At 38.7% G+C, this 13,426-nt stretch carries 22 protein-coding genes; 3 read left to right on the forward strand and 19 right to left on the reverse strand.

The window, feature by feature from the left end; all coding sequences use genetic code 11:
• Positions 1-20 precede the first annotated feature (20 nt).
• The 11 genes from BPOF4_RS10100 to BPOF4_RS10145 form a co-directional block, all read right to left on the reverse strand.
• A complete protein-coding gene (locus BPOF4_RS10100; RefSeq protein WP_012959054.1) occupies positions 21-809 on the reverse strand; it encodes a GNAT family N-acetyltransferase in 789 nt (262 codons plus the stop codon).
• A 16-nt stretch (positions 810-825) separates the two neighbouring features.
• Positions 826-1,365: a DUF1572 family protein gene (locus BPOF4_RS10105; RefSeq protein ID WP_012959055.1), complete on the reverse strand. Its 540-nt coding sequence runs from the start codon at positions 1,363-1,365 to the stop codon at positions 826-828.
• A gap of 30 nt (positions 1,366-1,395) precedes the next feature.
• Positions 1,396-1,851, reverse strand: coding sequence for a hypothetical protein (locus BPOF4_RS10110; protein ID WP_012959056.1), 456 nt, complete (start codon positions 1,849-1,851; stop codon positions 1,396-1,398).
• A 277-nt stretch (positions 1,852-2,128) separates the two neighbouring features.
• Positions 2,129-2,587, reverse strand: a complete 459-nt coding sequence (locus BPOF4_RS10115) for a DUF4064 domain-containing protein (RefSeq protein WP_012959058.1) — start codon at positions 2,585-2,587, stop codon at positions 2,129-2,131.
• A 322-nt stretch (positions 2,588-2,909) separates the two neighbouring features.
• Positions 2,910-3,635: an AAA family ATPase gene (locus tag BPOF4_RS10120; RefSeq protein ID WP_012959059.1), complete on the reverse strand. Its 726-nt coding sequence runs from the start codon at positions 3,633-3,635 to the stop codon at positions 2,910-2,912.
• 23 nt (positions 3,636-3,658) lie between these two features.
• Positions 3,659-4,366: a cytochrome c biogenesis CcdA family protein gene (locus BPOF4_RS10125; RefSeq protein WP_012959060.1), complete on the reverse strand. Its 708-nt coding sequence runs from the start codon at positions 4,364-4,366 to the stop codon at positions 3,659-3,661.
• Positions 4,367-4,496: 130 nt separating this feature from the next.
• Entirely contained in the window at positions 4,497-4,649 is a 153-nt protein-coding gene (locus BPOF4_RS22215; protein WP_012959061.1) for a hypothetical protein, read from the reverse strand.
• Between the two features lie 12 nt (positions 4,650-4,661).
• On the reverse strand, positions 4,662-4,964 hold the full coding sequence (locus BPOF4_RS10130; protein WP_012959062.1) for a hypothetical protein: 303 nt from the start codon (positions 4,962-4,964) through the stop codon (positions 4,662-4,664).
• 15 nt (positions 4,965-4,979) lie between these two features.
• Positions 4,980-5,405, reverse strand: coding sequence for a DUF4181 domain-containing protein (locus BPOF4_RS10135; protein WP_012959063.1), 426 nt, complete (start codon positions 5,403-5,405; stop codon positions 4,980-4,982).
• A 28-nt stretch (positions 5,406-5,433) separates the two neighbouring features.
• Positions 5,434-5,652, reverse strand: a complete 219-nt coding sequence (locus tag BPOF4_RS10140; RefSeq protein ID WP_158305568.1) for a DUF3953 domain-containing protein — start codon at positions 5,650-5,652, stop codon at positions 5,434-5,436.
• Between the two features lie 60 nt (positions 5,653-5,712).
• On the reverse strand, positions 5,713-5,973 hold the full coding sequence (locus tag BPOF4_RS10145) for a hypothetical protein (protein ID WP_012959065.1): 261 nt from the start codon (positions 5,971-5,973) through the stop codon (positions 5,713-5,715).
• 156 nt (positions 5,974-6,129) lie between these two features.
• Between BPOF4_RS10145 and BPOF4_RS22220 the strand changes: the two genes are divergently transcribed.
• Both BPOF4_RS22220 and BPOF4_RS10150 read left to right on the forward strand, forming a co-directional pair.
• Complete coding sequence (locus BPOF4_RS22220; protein WP_012959066.1) at positions 6,130-6,303, forward strand: hypothetical protein; 174 nt, start codon at positions 6,130-6,132, stop codon at positions 6,301-6,303.
• Between the two features lie 15 nt (positions 6,304-6,318).
• A complete protein-coding gene (locus tag BPOF4_RS10150; protein WP_012959067.1) occupies positions 6,319-6,618 on the forward strand; it encodes a TIGR04104 family putative zinc finger protein in 300 nt (99 codons plus the stop codon).
• Between the two features lie 508 nt (positions 6,619-7,126).
• Here BPOF4_RS10150 and BPOF4_RS10155 read toward each other — a convergent pair.
• Positions 7,127-7,681: a GNAT family N-acetyltransferase gene (locus tag BPOF4_RS10155; protein ID WP_012959068.1), complete on the reverse strand. Its 555-nt coding sequence runs from the start codon at positions 7,679-7,681 to the stop codon at positions 7,127-7,129.
• Positions 7,682-7,693: 12 nt separating this feature from the next.
• Positions 7,694-8,311, reverse strand: a complete 618-nt coding sequence (locus BPOF4_RS10160; protein WP_012959069.1) for an FMN-binding negative transcriptional regulator — start codon at positions 8,309-8,311, stop codon at positions 7,694-7,696.
• A gap of 94 nt (positions 8,312-8,405) precedes the next feature.
• On the opposite strand from BPOF4_RS10160, the gene BPOF4_RS10165 reads away from it, so the two are divergent.
• Positions 8,406-8,621 (forward strand): hypothetical protein, encoded by a 216-nt coding sequence (locus BPOF4_RS10165; protein ID WP_012959070.1) that lies wholly within the window; start codon positions 8,406-8,408, stop codon positions 8,619-8,621.
• Between the two features lie 56 nt (positions 8,622-8,677).
• Here BPOF4_RS10165 and BPOF4_RS10170 read toward each other — a convergent pair whose 3' ends face one another.
• The 6 genes from BPOF4_RS10170 to nagA all read right to left on the reverse strand — a co-directional run bounded on the left by BPOF4_RS10170 (position 8,678) and on the right by nagA (position 13,328).
• Entirely contained in the window at positions 8,678-9,040 is a 363-nt protein-coding gene (locus BPOF4_RS10170; RefSeq protein WP_012959071.1) for a DUF4363 family protein, read from the reverse strand.
• A 19-nt stretch (positions 9,041-9,059) separates the two neighbouring features.
• Positions 9,060-9,791 (reverse strand): YetF domain-containing protein, encoded by a 732-nt coding sequence (locus tag BPOF4_RS10175; protein ID WP_012959072.1) that lies wholly within the window; start codon positions 9,789-9,791, stop codon positions 9,060-9,062.
• Positions 9,792-9,922: 131 nt separating this feature from the next.
• Positions 9,923-10,645, reverse strand: coding sequence for an SIS domain-containing protein (locus BPOF4_RS10180; RefSeq protein WP_012959073.1), 723 nt, complete (start codon positions 10,643-10,645; stop codon positions 9,923-9,925).
• A 13-nt stretch (positions 10,646-10,658) separates the two neighbouring features.
• Complete coding sequence (locus tag BPOF4_RS10185; protein WP_012959074.1) at positions 10,659-11,381, reverse strand: GntR family transcriptional regulator; 723 nt, start codon at positions 11,379-11,381, stop codon at positions 10,659-10,661.
• A 25-nt stretch (positions 11,382-11,406) separates the two neighbouring features.
• Positions 11,407-12,144, reverse strand: a complete 738-nt coding sequence (gene nagB, locus BPOF4_RS10190; RefSeq protein WP_012959075.1) for a glucosamine-6-phosphate deaminase — start codon at positions 12,142-12,144, stop codon at positions 11,407-11,409.
• Positions 12,141-13,328, reverse strand: coding sequence for an N-acetylglucosamine-6-phosphate deacetylase (gene nagA, locus BPOF4_RS10195; protein ID WP_012959076.1), 1,188 nt, complete (start codon positions 13,326-13,328; stop codon positions 12,141-12,143). The genes nagB and nagA overlap by 4 nt, the downstream gene beginning before the upstream one ends.
• Between the last annotated feature and the right edge of the window lie 98 nt (positions 13,329-13,426).

Below are 13,426 nucleotides of genomic sequence, written 5' to 3' on the forward strand. Positions count from 1 at the left end.
GTGTCATCCTCTAAAACATATTAAGCTAAGCTAAAATCAATAATGGATACCTGTGCAGCCGTCTCATAGCCTAAATCTTTATATAAACGTATTGCTGGAAGATTTTCTCCTAACACACCTAAATAAATATCAGAGGTTAACTCTATGCCTAGATGCGTTAATTCACTTGTCAGCATCTTGCCTAGACCTCTGCCTCTGTAATCTGGATGCGTATAAATATTTCCGAGTTCGACAAATGATCGGTCATAGAAATGAAATCCCCCGGCTGCAATGAATTGATTTTCTTCTTTCACACCATAAAACGGACAGCGAATTAATTCCTCGCTCATAAAGAACTTCATTCCTCCCTCATGTAAAAACCTAGTTACATTTTGGAAGTCCTCTTCAATCACACGTTTACTCATACTAGAGTCCAATAGGTTAGACTCGTCTACATGTTTCATTGACAGAAAAGTCTGTGGTGGATTTTTAAGGAGATTATGAGCTTCAAAGAGTTCAAGTTCCTTTGCACCAAGGATGGTTCCACAGATTATCTTATGATCTAACCCTGTGAACTCTCTAGTAAAAGTCATCAGCTCTGGTAAATAGACTTCGTTTACATTGCCACAGTAAAATGAAAAAGCAGGGAATGGGAAGTCACTTAAGTAGCCTAAAACAGCTGTCAAATGCCCCTCGACATATTGACCAATAAAGAATGCACTATCTCTTCGCTGTGTTAAATAACTGTAGAAAAGCAGGTTTTGCTCTTTATCTATTTGTTTTGTCAATTGATTAATCGTTTCTTCTGCAAGCAGCTCATGTGATACCATTCGTCTTTCATCTCCATTATTGATCTCGGTGTTTTTCCATCAGTTCACTTTTAAACTCTTCTGATTTTCCTTTTGGAATACTCAGGCTGCTCCACTCGCTTCCCTTAATTTGTTTGGCTATGTATACGATTTGCCCTACGTGATAGGAATAATGAGCTAGCTGCCTTTCGATTGCTTCTATAACAAGATGACCTTCCCCGCGGATGTATACCTTCTTTAACAAATCTTCTTCTTTTAAACTAGTAAGTGAATTGAGCATTACTCTCCAGCCATTATCCCAATATTCGATCAACTCAGCTTTTGAATAGGCAGCGATTTTAAATTCTTCATCGCGGTTACGCCATTTTTTCTCCCCATCTGTGATCAAAAAATCTGTCCATCTTGAAATCATATTCCCACTGATATGTTTGATGATCACCGCTATACTATTTGATTCTTTGTTTAACGACCAAAGTAATTCTTCTTTAGATAATTGCTGAAACGTTTTGTCACCGAGCTCTTTTACACTGTTAAAACGGGCTTTGACTACTCTTATATATTCTTCATTTATATTCATATAGTCCTCCTAGGTACAAAAAGACATCTTCTATCTCCGGGGCGATAACACTTCCATCATCCCTACAATATAATAGGCGTATTGCTGGGTATGAAGGGAATGCAGCTCCTGTTCTTTATCAAATCCAAATAACTCCTGTGGTGACTTTAGTGAATCTGCATAATGTAGATAGACGCTATAATCAACAAAGGAGGCAAAATACGTTGATTGAATTTCTTTAAATTGTTCCTCTGAAAGGGAGGCTGCGGTATATAAGTAGGTCTGATAGCTTCCGCTTTGTAAAACGTTACGTGTATCTGTTTTTAACATCACTTCTGTGTATTCTTCTTCGTTTAAATACTCTTTAGCCTGATCAATTAAGATAAGTTGTTCTTCTGATAATATTCCGTCGTTAAATGCTTTTTCCGTTTGTTCGTCACAGCCTGAAAAAAAACACATACTAACAGCCAACCCTACAAAGACGGCGATATATTTCAATACACCCATACCCTCACCTCCCTGACTAGTGATAACATTAATGAACTATAGAGTATGTTTTTCTTTCCTTCCTCTAATTATAAGAGCTCCTGAACATAGAATGGCGATACCTGCTAAATTCATAAAGATGTTTCCAAAGGTTCCAAAGCTATTAACAGTCAAACTCAATAAGAAAGCTCCAATTAAAATAATTGGTATGCCAAAAAGGAAGTTCACCACTCGCACTCTTCCCCCATCCTTTCATACGAGCTGCTAGATAAAAAGTTCCCAACTATTCCTCGTTTTATTATCTAGACTCAGCCTTTAATTCTCTTCTTCCCCCGTTTTCTCCTTTTAAAAGCAGTGATCCTGAAATCACCTGCATGATCGGTGGAATAACAGTAAAGCAGGAAGCAGCGGCTGCAAACATAAAGAGACTGCCAGACATTTTGCTGTTTTTATTTAATATGAATAAGCTCACTACAGTTAAGGCGGCAGAAAGGATAAGGGCTCCAATCGGCAGGTACATATATTGATTTATGTAGTGCAAAGTATTTGTTGCAAATTCATCTGGCTGGATTTGCAAGGTCCCGGATAAGGTATCACGCTGCACTTTAGGATCCATCTGATACAAGTCAATCACCACAGAACGTATACCTTGATGTTGATCTAACGGTCCAATCAAAAGCAAAAAAGCAGTTCCCCCAACTAACAGTCCTAACGAAATTACTGAGATAAAACGGATCATCATGTGTTTCTTATTCATCTCATCACCTAATTTACTGTTTATTTTTGTATGTATGAACTGTGAAACCTTGTACGAGAAATGTGATTAAAATAAGAATCTACATCAAATCACGGTACGTTTCAAACGAATAATTTATGAATGAGTGCGTGACTTCAATTAACAGCCACCCAATCGGCATAATTGGTAGAGCTGCCTTATAAGAATGATTCAAGATGTTCTGCCCTCTTTCACTTTTCCCTTCACTGCTTCTTATATAGGTATAAAAGACTTACAAAGCATAGAAAAAGAATGGTAATAATAACACCCCTGCAATCTTCATTTGTGCCCTCCAAGACTTTTCTTATGAATCTTCTTTAAAAAGGTCTTCTAGCATACGTTCTCTATTTTGCAAAAATGATTTCGTGATGAGATAATGATCAGTCGTCTCATACTCTACTCTTTCCATTCGATCTTGATCAAAGCTAAAGATGTCAGCTCCCGGATATCCTAATAAAATAGGTGAATGAGTGGCGATAATGAATTGAGCGTTTCCTGTTGAAGCTAAGTCATGAATGATTCTCAAAAATGTCAGCTGTCGTTGCGGCGACAATGCTGCCTCGGGCTCATCAAGTAAATAAATCGCTTTCCCATTAAAACGATTTAAAAATAAAGATAAGAATGATTCCCCGTGTGATTGCTCATGAAGAGACCTGCCTCCATATGCTTGAAAGCCCGTCGTATCTACTTCATCAATATGAGTGGCAAAATGATAAAACGATTCCGCGCGAAGAAAAAAGCCGTTCGTCGTTTTCGGCATCCAAGACAACCTGATATACTCCCCGAGCGCAGATTCTGAAGCATGCGTCTCATAAAGATTATTCCGGCTGCCGCCTGCAGTATTAAATTCACATTTATCCGCAATCGCTTCTAATAACGTCGATTTTCCAGACCCATTTTCACCCACAAAGAACGTCACACTCTTATTTACCGTTATGTCTTCAAGATTCTTAATTGCAGGAATTGTAAAAGGAAAAGCCGTGAAAGATGGAACATCTTCACGAAGCAAGGTTATTCTTTTTAAAAACATGTGCATCACCTTTAACTATTTAATTAAAATAAACCGCCGAAAAACTGTTGAATCTGGTTGCCCCATATATTTACGTAATACATCTTATTAAAGAAAATCGTCACACCTAATATAATCATGATTACGCCGCCAATTTTCATCAGCATGGCTGAGTATTTTGTAAGGAATAGTACTTTTCCAATTGCAAATCCCATCGCTATAAAAGGAACCGAAAAACCGAGGGAAAAAGCTGTTACATTGATAAATGCACCAGCTGGGTTGGCAACAGATGAATACATAATTGCGCTGAAAATCGGTCCAATACATGCCGTCCACCCTGCTGAGAAGATCAATCCGATTAAAAAAGTGTTTATGTATGAGACTTTTTTAGGACGATACTTTATGCGCCACTCAGACATCAGCAATTTCGGCTCAATCACACCAGCTAAAAAGAGCCCTACTAATACTAGAAAAATACCACCGAGCTGCTGGATTAACATTTGATTTTCAATAAACAGCCTGCCTAAAAGACTCGCTGAAAAGCCTAGCACATAATAGATAATTGAAAACCCTAAACAAAACAAACTTGAGTGCGCAAGGGTGATTTTCCAAAGTTTCTTATTTGTTTTCAATTCGTGCACCGAAACTCCAGTGATATAAGATATAAAAGATGGATACAAAGGCAGGGTACAGGGCGATAGGAAGGCTAAGACCCCTGCTGCAAACGCTAGATAAATCGTAATTTCTTCCATATTCCGCTTCCTCTCTTATGTCATCTTACAAGCTGATTAAATGATATCATCCAATTCAGTAAAAAAATGGAGAGGATATGGATATTTACTGACATCCTTTTACTTTATGTATGTATTGGACACATTTATTTTATAGTTCTCCATCTTTCCTATCAGTCTCATTTTGCTGCTTTAATAAGTTTATAATCTCTTCATTTTGCTCGTTCATCTTAGCTAGTTTCTTCTCAATTGCAAATAACGTTGCCATTAGTAAAGCAAAGGCTATAAGTGCAAAAATAAACATCTCTTCTCTCCTTTATGATTGAAAAAGAATCGGTCCGAGCTCGTCTCCTTCAACTGATAAATAAATATATAAAGTAAACAGGATAATTAATAGAGAGGAAACAACCGCTCCTAGCGAACTAATAGTCAGCCATAAGGAATCCGGATAAGCACTTCGAATCGCTTTCACTCCTGCACCTAGACTGACAGAACCTATTAAGAGACAGGTGGTAAAACCAACAACAGGACCTATATAAGAAAGACTTCCGCTTAAGAAAAGAACAAAAAAAGTCGCCTGCAATAATAAGCTTAGGATTACGAAATGGTATGTTTGCATGGTCAACATCCTTTTTTAAAGATAGATAATGTGCGTTAGTCCCATAAGCGTCGCAATGGAAATAAATGTCGCTGCGGCTGCTATATCATGATAATACCTTCTCTGACTCTTATTCTCTTTCCACTCTTCAAAAGCTCGAAATGTACTTAGAACAGCCGAAAACAAAGTGAACATTACACTGCTTAATAGACTAAAAAATGGCGACAAATCTACAGTTTCGGTAATAAGTATAAAAAATGTCATAATTATAAAGATCAATATTAAGAGCCCAAACAACCCAATCTCAATTGCAGTGTAAACTAATTTTCTTTCTACGGAAAAAATACTTATTTTGCTTCTTGGAATATTCCACTTTCGTTTAAAGATATATTCAGTAACGGTGATAAAACCAACTAATATACCCAGCGCACCAATAATTAAGACAATAAAAGCCGTATGCAACACTTCTCCCCCTTTGGACAAGTATGTACTAGCTACCTAGCAAAGCCCCTTGAATGGCCACAATTAAAACAAACAATGCCGCAATTAAGCTTAAGTAGCCTGTAGTACCTTTTATATTTTTTTGTAGTTCAATTACACCTGTTGTAAGAAGTGTTAGTCCGATAATGATCAGTAAATAATTTGTATATTCAACGTTTTGAGTGATAATTCCGTACCCGGCCAAACTAACCCCAGCAACAACCAACACAATCCTTAGTTTGTTAAGAATACAAATTCCCCTCCTATATCTATCATACAAAATCTTGTTTTATTTCTTTATTTTTTCATACTGAATGTCAATATCTTTAGCTATTTCAAGACTTGCACCTTCGTCATACACAATCCCATTTACATCTGCTCCAATCGATGCTTTTGAGTATCTTTTTAAAATAAGATCACCTTGTACTGGAGCCGTCAACTCTAATTTGGCACCTGGTAAAACCGTTAGATTGCCATTAATCTCTGCCATCACTTTTGTATCTGCTTCTATAATGACATCGCTGTTTCGTTTTTCAAAAAATAAGTTCATATAGCTTCAACTCCTATATCTTTCAACGGATACCCACACCTTAACATAGAAATGTGAAATAAGTATAAAATCTGTCGTTTTATCCATAATTTTCTTTTTATTCTTTGTTACACTAGGTAGAGAACATTTGAAAGCTACGTTAGGAGAGGTTTACATATGGATGGCTATCATCTTCCATCAATGATTGTCCAAGTATTTAATTTTATTATTTTGTTTACGATCATCTTTTTTATTATTCGATATTTGCTGAATGCGTCTAAACAACGTAAAGAGATGAATAGACGTTTGCAAGCTATTGAAGAAAAGCTGAATAATATGAAACATCGGTAGAAGGAGGGATCATGCATGAAATTACCTGCATGCTGGAGCTGCAAAAAACAGTTTAGCTACGGAAAGCTCTTGCTATTATGGGTAGGAAGTACTGTCTGCCCACGCTGCGGAGAAACGAATTATTTAACCGCGGAATCAAGAAAAAAAGGCGCTTGGTATACGCCTATTCTAATCATCATTATGGTTATTGGCTTAAATATGTTTGACATAGGATTTCCTGGAATTATACTTTACGGCCTGTTTTTCTTACTCATAGGATTATCTTTCAGTCCATTCACATTTCATTTTACAGATAAACAAGAACCGTTGTTTTAAATCCCATAGACGTTTCAAAGCAACTAAAATTATTTACCTTCCCTGAAGTAATTGTTGATCACCGCTGCAGGCACACGCTTTCCGCGGGCGGCCCGGGAGCCTCCTCGTCGCATCCGCTCATAACAGACATAAGTACACTGGAAAATGGGTCCCCTGCAGTAATCGTTGATATTGTTAAGCTGATTCCTCATATAAGCAGCTGTTCAGCGATTTTAGTAAAACGAAGTACCGCATGTAAGTTTTTATGATTTGAACAGAACCTAACTAAATCGGACCACATAATAGTTACAAAAAACAGTAAACAAGCGGATGAAATATGTGTAGACTTCTGCAGGGAGTAGAGCAGGAGTGAGATCCCACAGGGCAAAGCCCGAGGAAGCTCACTAGCTCCCCGCGAAAAGCGAAATATATTTCAGGAGCGGCGTCAAAGCTATAACCCTTGTTTGAGGCACTTAATGTTTAATAGCATTCTTTGTTTAGATGATAAAGCGATTATTTATCCCCCCTATTAACCCCATTCTTCTTTCAACAATGAATACATATACAAATCATCAAATTTCCCTTGCGTGTATTCATATTTACGTAGAAGGCCTTCTTTAACAAACCCATGTTTTTCTGCTAGTCGCTGCGAGGCAATATTGAGCGGTTCAATCAATGCCTCAATTCTTTCAAGCTGCATGTGATTAAAGCCTGTGCTAATTACAGCTTGAAATGCCTCACTTGCTATCCCAGTCCCCCAATACTCCCTGCTAAGCTCTGTTCCAATTTCTGCTCGAAAATGCTTTTTTGCTCTATTAAGGAACCCGCAGCTTCCGATTAGCTGATCCTCCCCTTTCAAGGTAATGCCCCATCTCATTCCTGAACCTTCTTTATGAATCGTCTCATACCAATCAATTTCACTTTTGGCATCTTCTAAAGATTTAAACCGCTCTAAGCCGATATGCCTTACTACTTCAGGATCAGACATATAGTTCAACATATCAGCTGCATCTTCATGCGTAACTTCACGTAACTTTAGTCGTTTTGTTTCGAGCACAGGAAAGACGCTCTTTTTTTGCTTCATTTAACCTCTCTCCTAATCATTATTTTTAGATTGTGCCGTCATCCACTCAGCAATCAGCTTATCATTGGTATGCTCACTTTTCGCCAATTGTTCAGCTACCCGCTCTTGACGTTCTGTTGGATGATTTTGACTCAGTTTGGCTTTTCCCTCCATTTCTGTGATTCTGATTCGGAACGCTTGAATTCCTTTTGTTAGTCCAGCTATATAATCAGCATCCACTTCATTAAGATTGTATGTACTATCAGGGCCTTCATATTTTTCTATCAATTCACAAAGAGATGCCAGCGTACTCTTTTCGTCATCGATTAATTCTACGCTGCCATACACATGGACAGATAGGTAATTCCACGTTGGAACAGCTGTTTCTGTTTCATACCAAGTTGGTGAAATATAACTATGCGGACCTTGGAATACCATGAGCACCGTTTGACCTTCAATGTCCTTCCATTGTGAGTTAGGACGTGCGAAATGACCGTATAAATAATGTCTTTCACGATCTAGAATCAGCGGTAAATGTGTAGCAGCAGGTCTTCCTTTATGCTGGCTGAACAGGGTGGCAAAGCCATTCTCGTTTATAATTTTCTCTATTACGGCTTGATCATTCAGCTTAAAAGCTTTTGGGATATACATGGGGATTCCCCTTTCTTTTTTACTGCTTATCTAATACCATTTATATTAACGTAATTTTCCAAAAATAAAAATAAGAAAGAGGTGGACTCCCCGGATGAAGATAGAAATTCTATTATTCTGCGCCTTTTCAGCAGTAATCGTCTTTATAACCGTGTTTTATATGGTAAAGGTATTAAAAATCGCATTATCAAAAGAAGAAATAAGCCGAAGAAAATTTATAATTCTCTCATGTGCGTTTGTAACTGGAGGAGTTTTTGTTGTTTTTAGTATTTATTATTTCGCTCAACCGGTGTTCCGGCTGTTATTATAAACGTTCAAGCAAAAAACGGATCAACATTCTCCATCCGCAAACGTTGATCCGTATTGTTATCCGAGATCTTTCCATATCCCATAAAAATAATAAATGTCTGGTAAAATAGTCGGTTCATCTTTTGCTTTAATCCCTCCTTCAATTCGAGATAAGACCTCTGTGATGGCCATCATATCATCACGTTCTACGCTGTATTGAACTCGTTTGGATATTTTCCTCCAAGCGCGTTCAGCTTTTTGATGCTCTTGATCTGCTTGCTCCCAATTTTCTGCTTTCACATTTTCTTCAACGTTTTGAATGTAGGATAGGAGATGATCATCGCTGCCAAGAGGCTCCTTTAACCATATGCCGCTGATCATAATGGAAAAAGATACGATCATAAAAAGAATAGGAATGGCATACAATAAAAACTTTCTCAAGGTACTCATTCCTCCTTTCTTAATAAGGTCCCTTATAATCACTAATGTTCATATCATCTGAAACGTCATCATCAAACTTATCAACATACAATTGATCATTCGGAAGAATCGCCGCATAAGAAACCTCTTCTAATGAAGAAATCTCGTGCAGTTTTAACTGACTCATTAACCAGTCTTTATCTTTTTTCCTTTGTTCTAAATTTTGTTCAATGATTCTTCCATCAATAATTAATTCTGTTGTAAGTTTTGCTGGTTTTGGCGGGAGATTAAGATCTCCCCTCTGGACCGGCTGATACTGTGATCTGGGTAAAACAGACACCGTGCCGTCAGGTTCTAACAGCGCCACTTCCACTTCTATAGGCGAGAATATATTTTTGGAGCGAAGCTGGAGCATCAATTCATCTTTCGTGATTCTTGCTTTCGCTAAGTTTTTCTCTAGCATATTCCCACGCTGCAGAAGCACAACAGGTTCAGAGTCTTGAACTTTTGAGAGAAAGCGGCTTTTTAAACCGATGTATTGCAAAACAATCGTTAGTACGAGGAATACGGTTAACGCAATCCAATGGACAAGTGCTTTTGAGGAAACATCGGTTGCGAGAGTCGCAGCGATTGAACCTATTGTAATCCCGTTTATGTAATCAAACATCGTAAGATTCCCTATGAGCTGCTTGCCGATTAACCTTGAATATAATAGGATCGTAAAAAAAGTTATGACTGCTCGCACAATCGTAACGAGAGATTCTTGCATCATCTACCATCAACCCCTGATAATAAGACATGTTCTTAATCTCCCCTTTAAAAGATACCTTATTCTCCCATACAAAAACCCCAGACAAAGTCTAGGGCGAATCTACATATTTGCAAAAGCTTCTTACAAACTTATTAAAAGCGAATGCGGTCCGAATATTGATCCATGAGATTTTGATTATACTCATCAGACCCATCAATGTTTCCGCTTTTAAATACAGGCGGTGTCTTGCCTGATTGAATCAGATTATCGACCGCACCTGCCATTAGCGCATTGATTAAGGCCAGTCCAATCACAGAGGACGTGGGGCCAAACGAGAGCTCCCCTCTATGCAGTACGCCATCGCCTGGTTTTGTATGATTGTTCAAAACAAGATCAACTGCATCCGCTAACAGCTTCCCGCTTTTATGCCTGGATGCTTGAGATCGATTATATAAGAGAGACGTTATGCCAATCACGTATGCCCCTTGCGCTTTTCCATAAAGGGCAAGATCAATCGGCACTGGATTCCTGCCAGAGGTGGAGGCAACAAGCAACACGTCCCCGCTTCTAATATCAAGCTGTACCTTTATCTCCTGAAAATAATCCTCACTTCGTTCCAGCTTCGAAGAATTAGCGGCTCCTTTATGCAGCATCAGTTCTTCGATAAAAATCGGCTGTACAGGTACAAGGCCGCCAGCGCGGTAAAACACTTCTTCTGAAAGCATATGAGAATGCCCACAGCCAAACACGTGTACAATCCCTCCACTTTTTATGGCGTGAGCGATGTTAGAAGCCGCTTTCTCGATAGACTCAGCTTCGGTTACTTCTACCTTTTTTAATAGTGCTTTAATCTGCTCAAAATAGTTCGTAATCAATAAAACCCCTCATTTAGCGTTTTAATTTAGATGTAAATTTATAACGGTCGGCCCGGTACGAAGAACGAACGATCTCAAATGGGGTGCCATTTTTTAAATACGTACATCTCTCAATTAAAAGGATCGGATCACCGTCATTTATTTTTAACAGTTCCACTTCTAGATCATTAGCAAGTGCTGACTCTATTACTTGCGTCGCTTCGCCGATCTCTAGCTGTAGTTTTTCTTCTATATATTGATATAATGACTGGTTAATAATTTCTTCTGTCAGCCCTTTAATCAGGTTGGCAGAGATATAACACGTTTCAAGAGCCATCGGAGTATTGTCAGCCATTCGTATTCGTTTGATTTCATATACAGGTGTATATTCAGAAATGTGCAATACGGCCGCAATATTAGCAGAAGCCGGGATTAATTCAAACGAGAGAAGTTTGCTGCTTGGAGTAAGTCCTCTTCCTTTCATATCTTCCGTGAAACTGGTCAATCCTTGCAGCGGCTGTTCAAATTTCTTTTCCGCAATAAATGTTCCGCTTCCTTTTTTACGATAAATCAAGCCGTCATTCACAAGGTTATTGATGGCTTGCCTGATTGTCATACGGCTCACATCAAACTGCTCCGCATATTCTCGCTCTGGCGGGAGAACGTCTCCTGGCTTTAATTCCCCTTTTTCAATTCGTTCTTTTATATATTCTTCAATCTGGCTGTAAATCGGCAGAGGTGAATTTTTATCTATCATCAAAATAAAACCAGTCTCCTTTCTGTTAACGAGTGATTCCTGTCGCCATGAGCGCTTCGTTGTCAGCAATAATTGTAACACGAGGGTGTGTTTTTAAAATAGAAGCAGGAAAGTCCTCGCTTGGTAATTGATCTGATAACAATCGTTCGAGCGCCTCACTTTTTGCCTCCCCTGAGACAAGGAGCAGAATTTCTTTACTTGCCATAATCGAGGCAATCCCCATTGTAATTGCATGTGTCGGCACATCATCAATTGACGGGAAAAAGCGTGCATTGGCTTCTCTTGTCGATTCAGCAAGCGCAACAACATGCGTTTCACTTTGAAAGGATGTACCTGGCTCATTAAATCCAATATGCCCGTTCGCACCGATTCCAAGAATCTGTAAATCAATAGAAGATTCCTTCACTTTTGCCTCGTACCGAACACATTCCTCCTCTTTATCCAATACATCTCCGTTTGGAATATGCGTATGATTTAAAGGAAGATCAATATGATTAAATAACACATCTTTCATATAAAAATGATAGCTGTTTGGATCTTTCGCCGAAAGCCCGATGTATTCATCAAGGTTAAACGTTGAAATCTGCTGATATGACGTCCCTTTTTGCTTGTGATCTTCAATGATATATTGATAGGTGCCCTTAGGCGTACTTCCAGTTGCTAAACCTAGCGTCATCTTACGGTTAGCTTTTACTTTATCTATAATATAACGAGCACTAGCCTTGCTCATTTCCTCATAATTATCTACTCTTACAATATTCATGATTCCACTCCTTCTTGGAAAGCAATATGTCCCTTACAAATGGTCAATACAACTTGATTATGCTTGTCTAAAAGCACAAGATCCGCATCTTTTCCAACGGTAATACTGCCTGTGTTATCCCAAATCCCTGTCTGTTTCGCTGGGTTCACCGCCGTCATTTTAGTTATGTCCCTTAGTGAGCAGCCAGTATAAGCGATCATATTTCTTACAGCCTCATCCATTTTCACAATACTTCCAGCGAGCGTCCCATCGGCTAATAATGCTTTGCCGTTTTCTACCTTTACTTCCTGTCCGCCTAAGTCATATGTTCCTTCTCCAAGCCCTTTCGCTCTCATGGCATCTGTAATTAAAATAATCTCATCCGCCCCTTTTGCTCTATAGGTACTCTTCACGACTGTCGGATGAATATGCACGCCATCCACAATCATTTCGACCATTAATTCTGAATGGGCTATTGCTGCACCCGCAACACCTGGCTCCCTGTGGTGCAAACCTCTCATGCCGTTATATAAATGGGTGACATGCGATAAGCCTTTATCAATCGCCTCCACAATGACCGGATAAGTGGCATCCGAATGTCCGATCGATACGACCACACTATTTTTCTGAACCTCTTCTACAAAAGCGAGTCCATTCGTTTCTTCTGGTGCCATCGTTACTACTTTAATTTGATGATTTGAACATTCTTGCCATTGATTAAAAAGCTCGATGTCAGGTTCTTTAATATGATGAAGGGGCTGTGCTCCTGCTCGTTTATCCGAAATGAAAGGCCCTTCTAGGTGTACACCTGCCATATCTGCACCAAGATTTGAGGCTTTTACCTCTTTATAGAAAGCCGTTTGTTTTAAAGCCTCTTCGATTAAATCTTCCGATTGGGTGATGGTTGTTGCTAAAAAGCTTGTCGTCCCTTCCCTTGGAAGATACTCAGCAATCACTTTTAACGACTCAACACTGTTATCCATCGTATCAGCCCCATTGGCCCCGTGAATATGAACATCAATAAAGCCAGGAAGCAGCGAATACTCATTGGTATAATCCAAAACCGTGTCCGTTTCAGCGCATTTAAACGCATCCATTGACCCAACCTCTGCAATTTTTCCGTCATGTATTTTGATAAACCCGTTTGTAGTCAGGTTCATCTCCTCATATATCTCTACATTTGTAATAAAAAGATTCTCTCTCATACCTACTCTCACATCCTTCTCCAAAACAAAACAACTTTTATTTGTCTATACCAATTATATATGATTTTCTTTGTTAATTCAATAAACGACTGTCATAA

Origin of the sequence: Alkalihalophilus pseudofirmus OF4 (genome assembly GCF_000005825.2) — a bacterium.
Classification (GTDB): domain Bacteria; phylum Bacillota; class Bacilli; order Bacillales; family Bacillaceae_D; genus Alkalihalophilus; species Alkalihalophilus pseudofirmus.

Bases quoted from the DNA above. Each gene is read 5' to 3' on its own strand.
- BPOF4_RS10100 (WP_012959054.1), bottom strand. From the start codon at position 809: ATGGTATCACATGAGCTGCTTGCAGAAGAAACGATTAATCAATTGACA.
- BPOF4_RS10105 (WP_012959055.1), bottom strand. From the start codon at position 1,365: ATGAATATAAATGAAGAATATATAAGAGTAGTCAAAGCCCGTTTTAAC.
- BPOF4_RS10110 (WP_012959056.1), bottom strand. From the start codon at position 1,851: ATGGGTGTATTGAAATATATCGCCGTCTTTGTAGGGTTGGCTGTTAGT.
- BPOF4_RS10115 (WP_012959058.1), bottom strand. From the start codon at position 2,587: ATGAATAAGAAACACATGATGATCCGTTTTATCTCAGTAATTTCGTTA.
- BPOF4_RS10120 (WP_012959059.1), bottom strand. From the start codon at position 3,635: ATGTTTTTAAAAAGAATAACCTTGCTTCGTGAAGATGTTCCATCTTTC.
- BPOF4_RS10125 (WP_012959060.1), bottom strand. From the start codon at position 4,366: ATGGAAGAAATTACGATTTATCTAGCGTTTGCAGCAGGGGTCTTAGCC.
- BPOF4_RS22215 (WP_012959061.1), bottom strand. From the start codon at position 4,649: ATGTTTATTTTTGCACTTATAGCCTTTGCTTTACTAATGGCAACGTTA.
- BPOF4_RS10130 (WP_012959062.1), bottom strand. From the start codon at position 4,964: ATGCAAACATACCATTTCGTAATCCTAAGCTTATTATTGCAGGCGACT.
- BPOF4_RS10145 (WP_012959065.1), bottom strand. From the start codon at position 5,973: ATGAACTTATTTTTTGAAAAACGAAACAGCGATGTCATTATAGAAGCA.
- BPOF4_RS22220 (WP_012959066.1), top strand. From the start codon at position 6,130: ATGGATGGCTATCATCTTCCATCAATGATTGTCCAAGTATTTAATTTT.
- BPOF4_RS10150 (WP_012959067.1), top strand. From the start codon at position 6,319: ATGAAATTACCTGCATGCTGGAGCTGCAAAAAACAGTTTAGCTACGGA.
- BPOF4_RS10155 (WP_012959068.1), bottom strand. From the start codon at position 7,681: ATGAAGCAAAAAAAGAGCGTCTTTCCTGTGCTCGAAACAAAACGACTA.
- BPOF4_RS10160 (WP_012959069.1), bottom strand. From the start codon at position 8,311: ATGTATATCCCAAAAGCTTTTAAGCTGAATGATCAAGCCGTAATAGAG.
- BPOF4_RS10165 (WP_012959070.1), top strand. From the start codon at position 8,406: ATGAAGATAGAAATTCTATTATTCTGCGCCTTTTCAGCAGTAATCGTC.
- BPOF4_RS10175 (WP_012959072.1), bottom strand. From the start codon at position 9,791: ATGATGCAAGAATCTCTCGTTACGATTGTGCGAGCAGTCATAACTTTT.
- BPOF4_RS10185 (WP_012959074.1), bottom strand. From the start codon at position 11,381: ATGATAGATAAAAATTCACCTCTGCCGATTTACAGCCAGATTGAAGAA.
- nagB (WP_012959075.1), bottom strand. From the start codon at position 12,144: ATGAATATTGTAAGAGTAGATAATTATGAGGAAATGAGCAAGGCTAGT.
- nagA (WP_012959076.1), bottom strand. From the start codon at position 13,328: ATGAGAGAGAATCTTTTTATTACAAATGTAGAGATATATGAGGAGATG.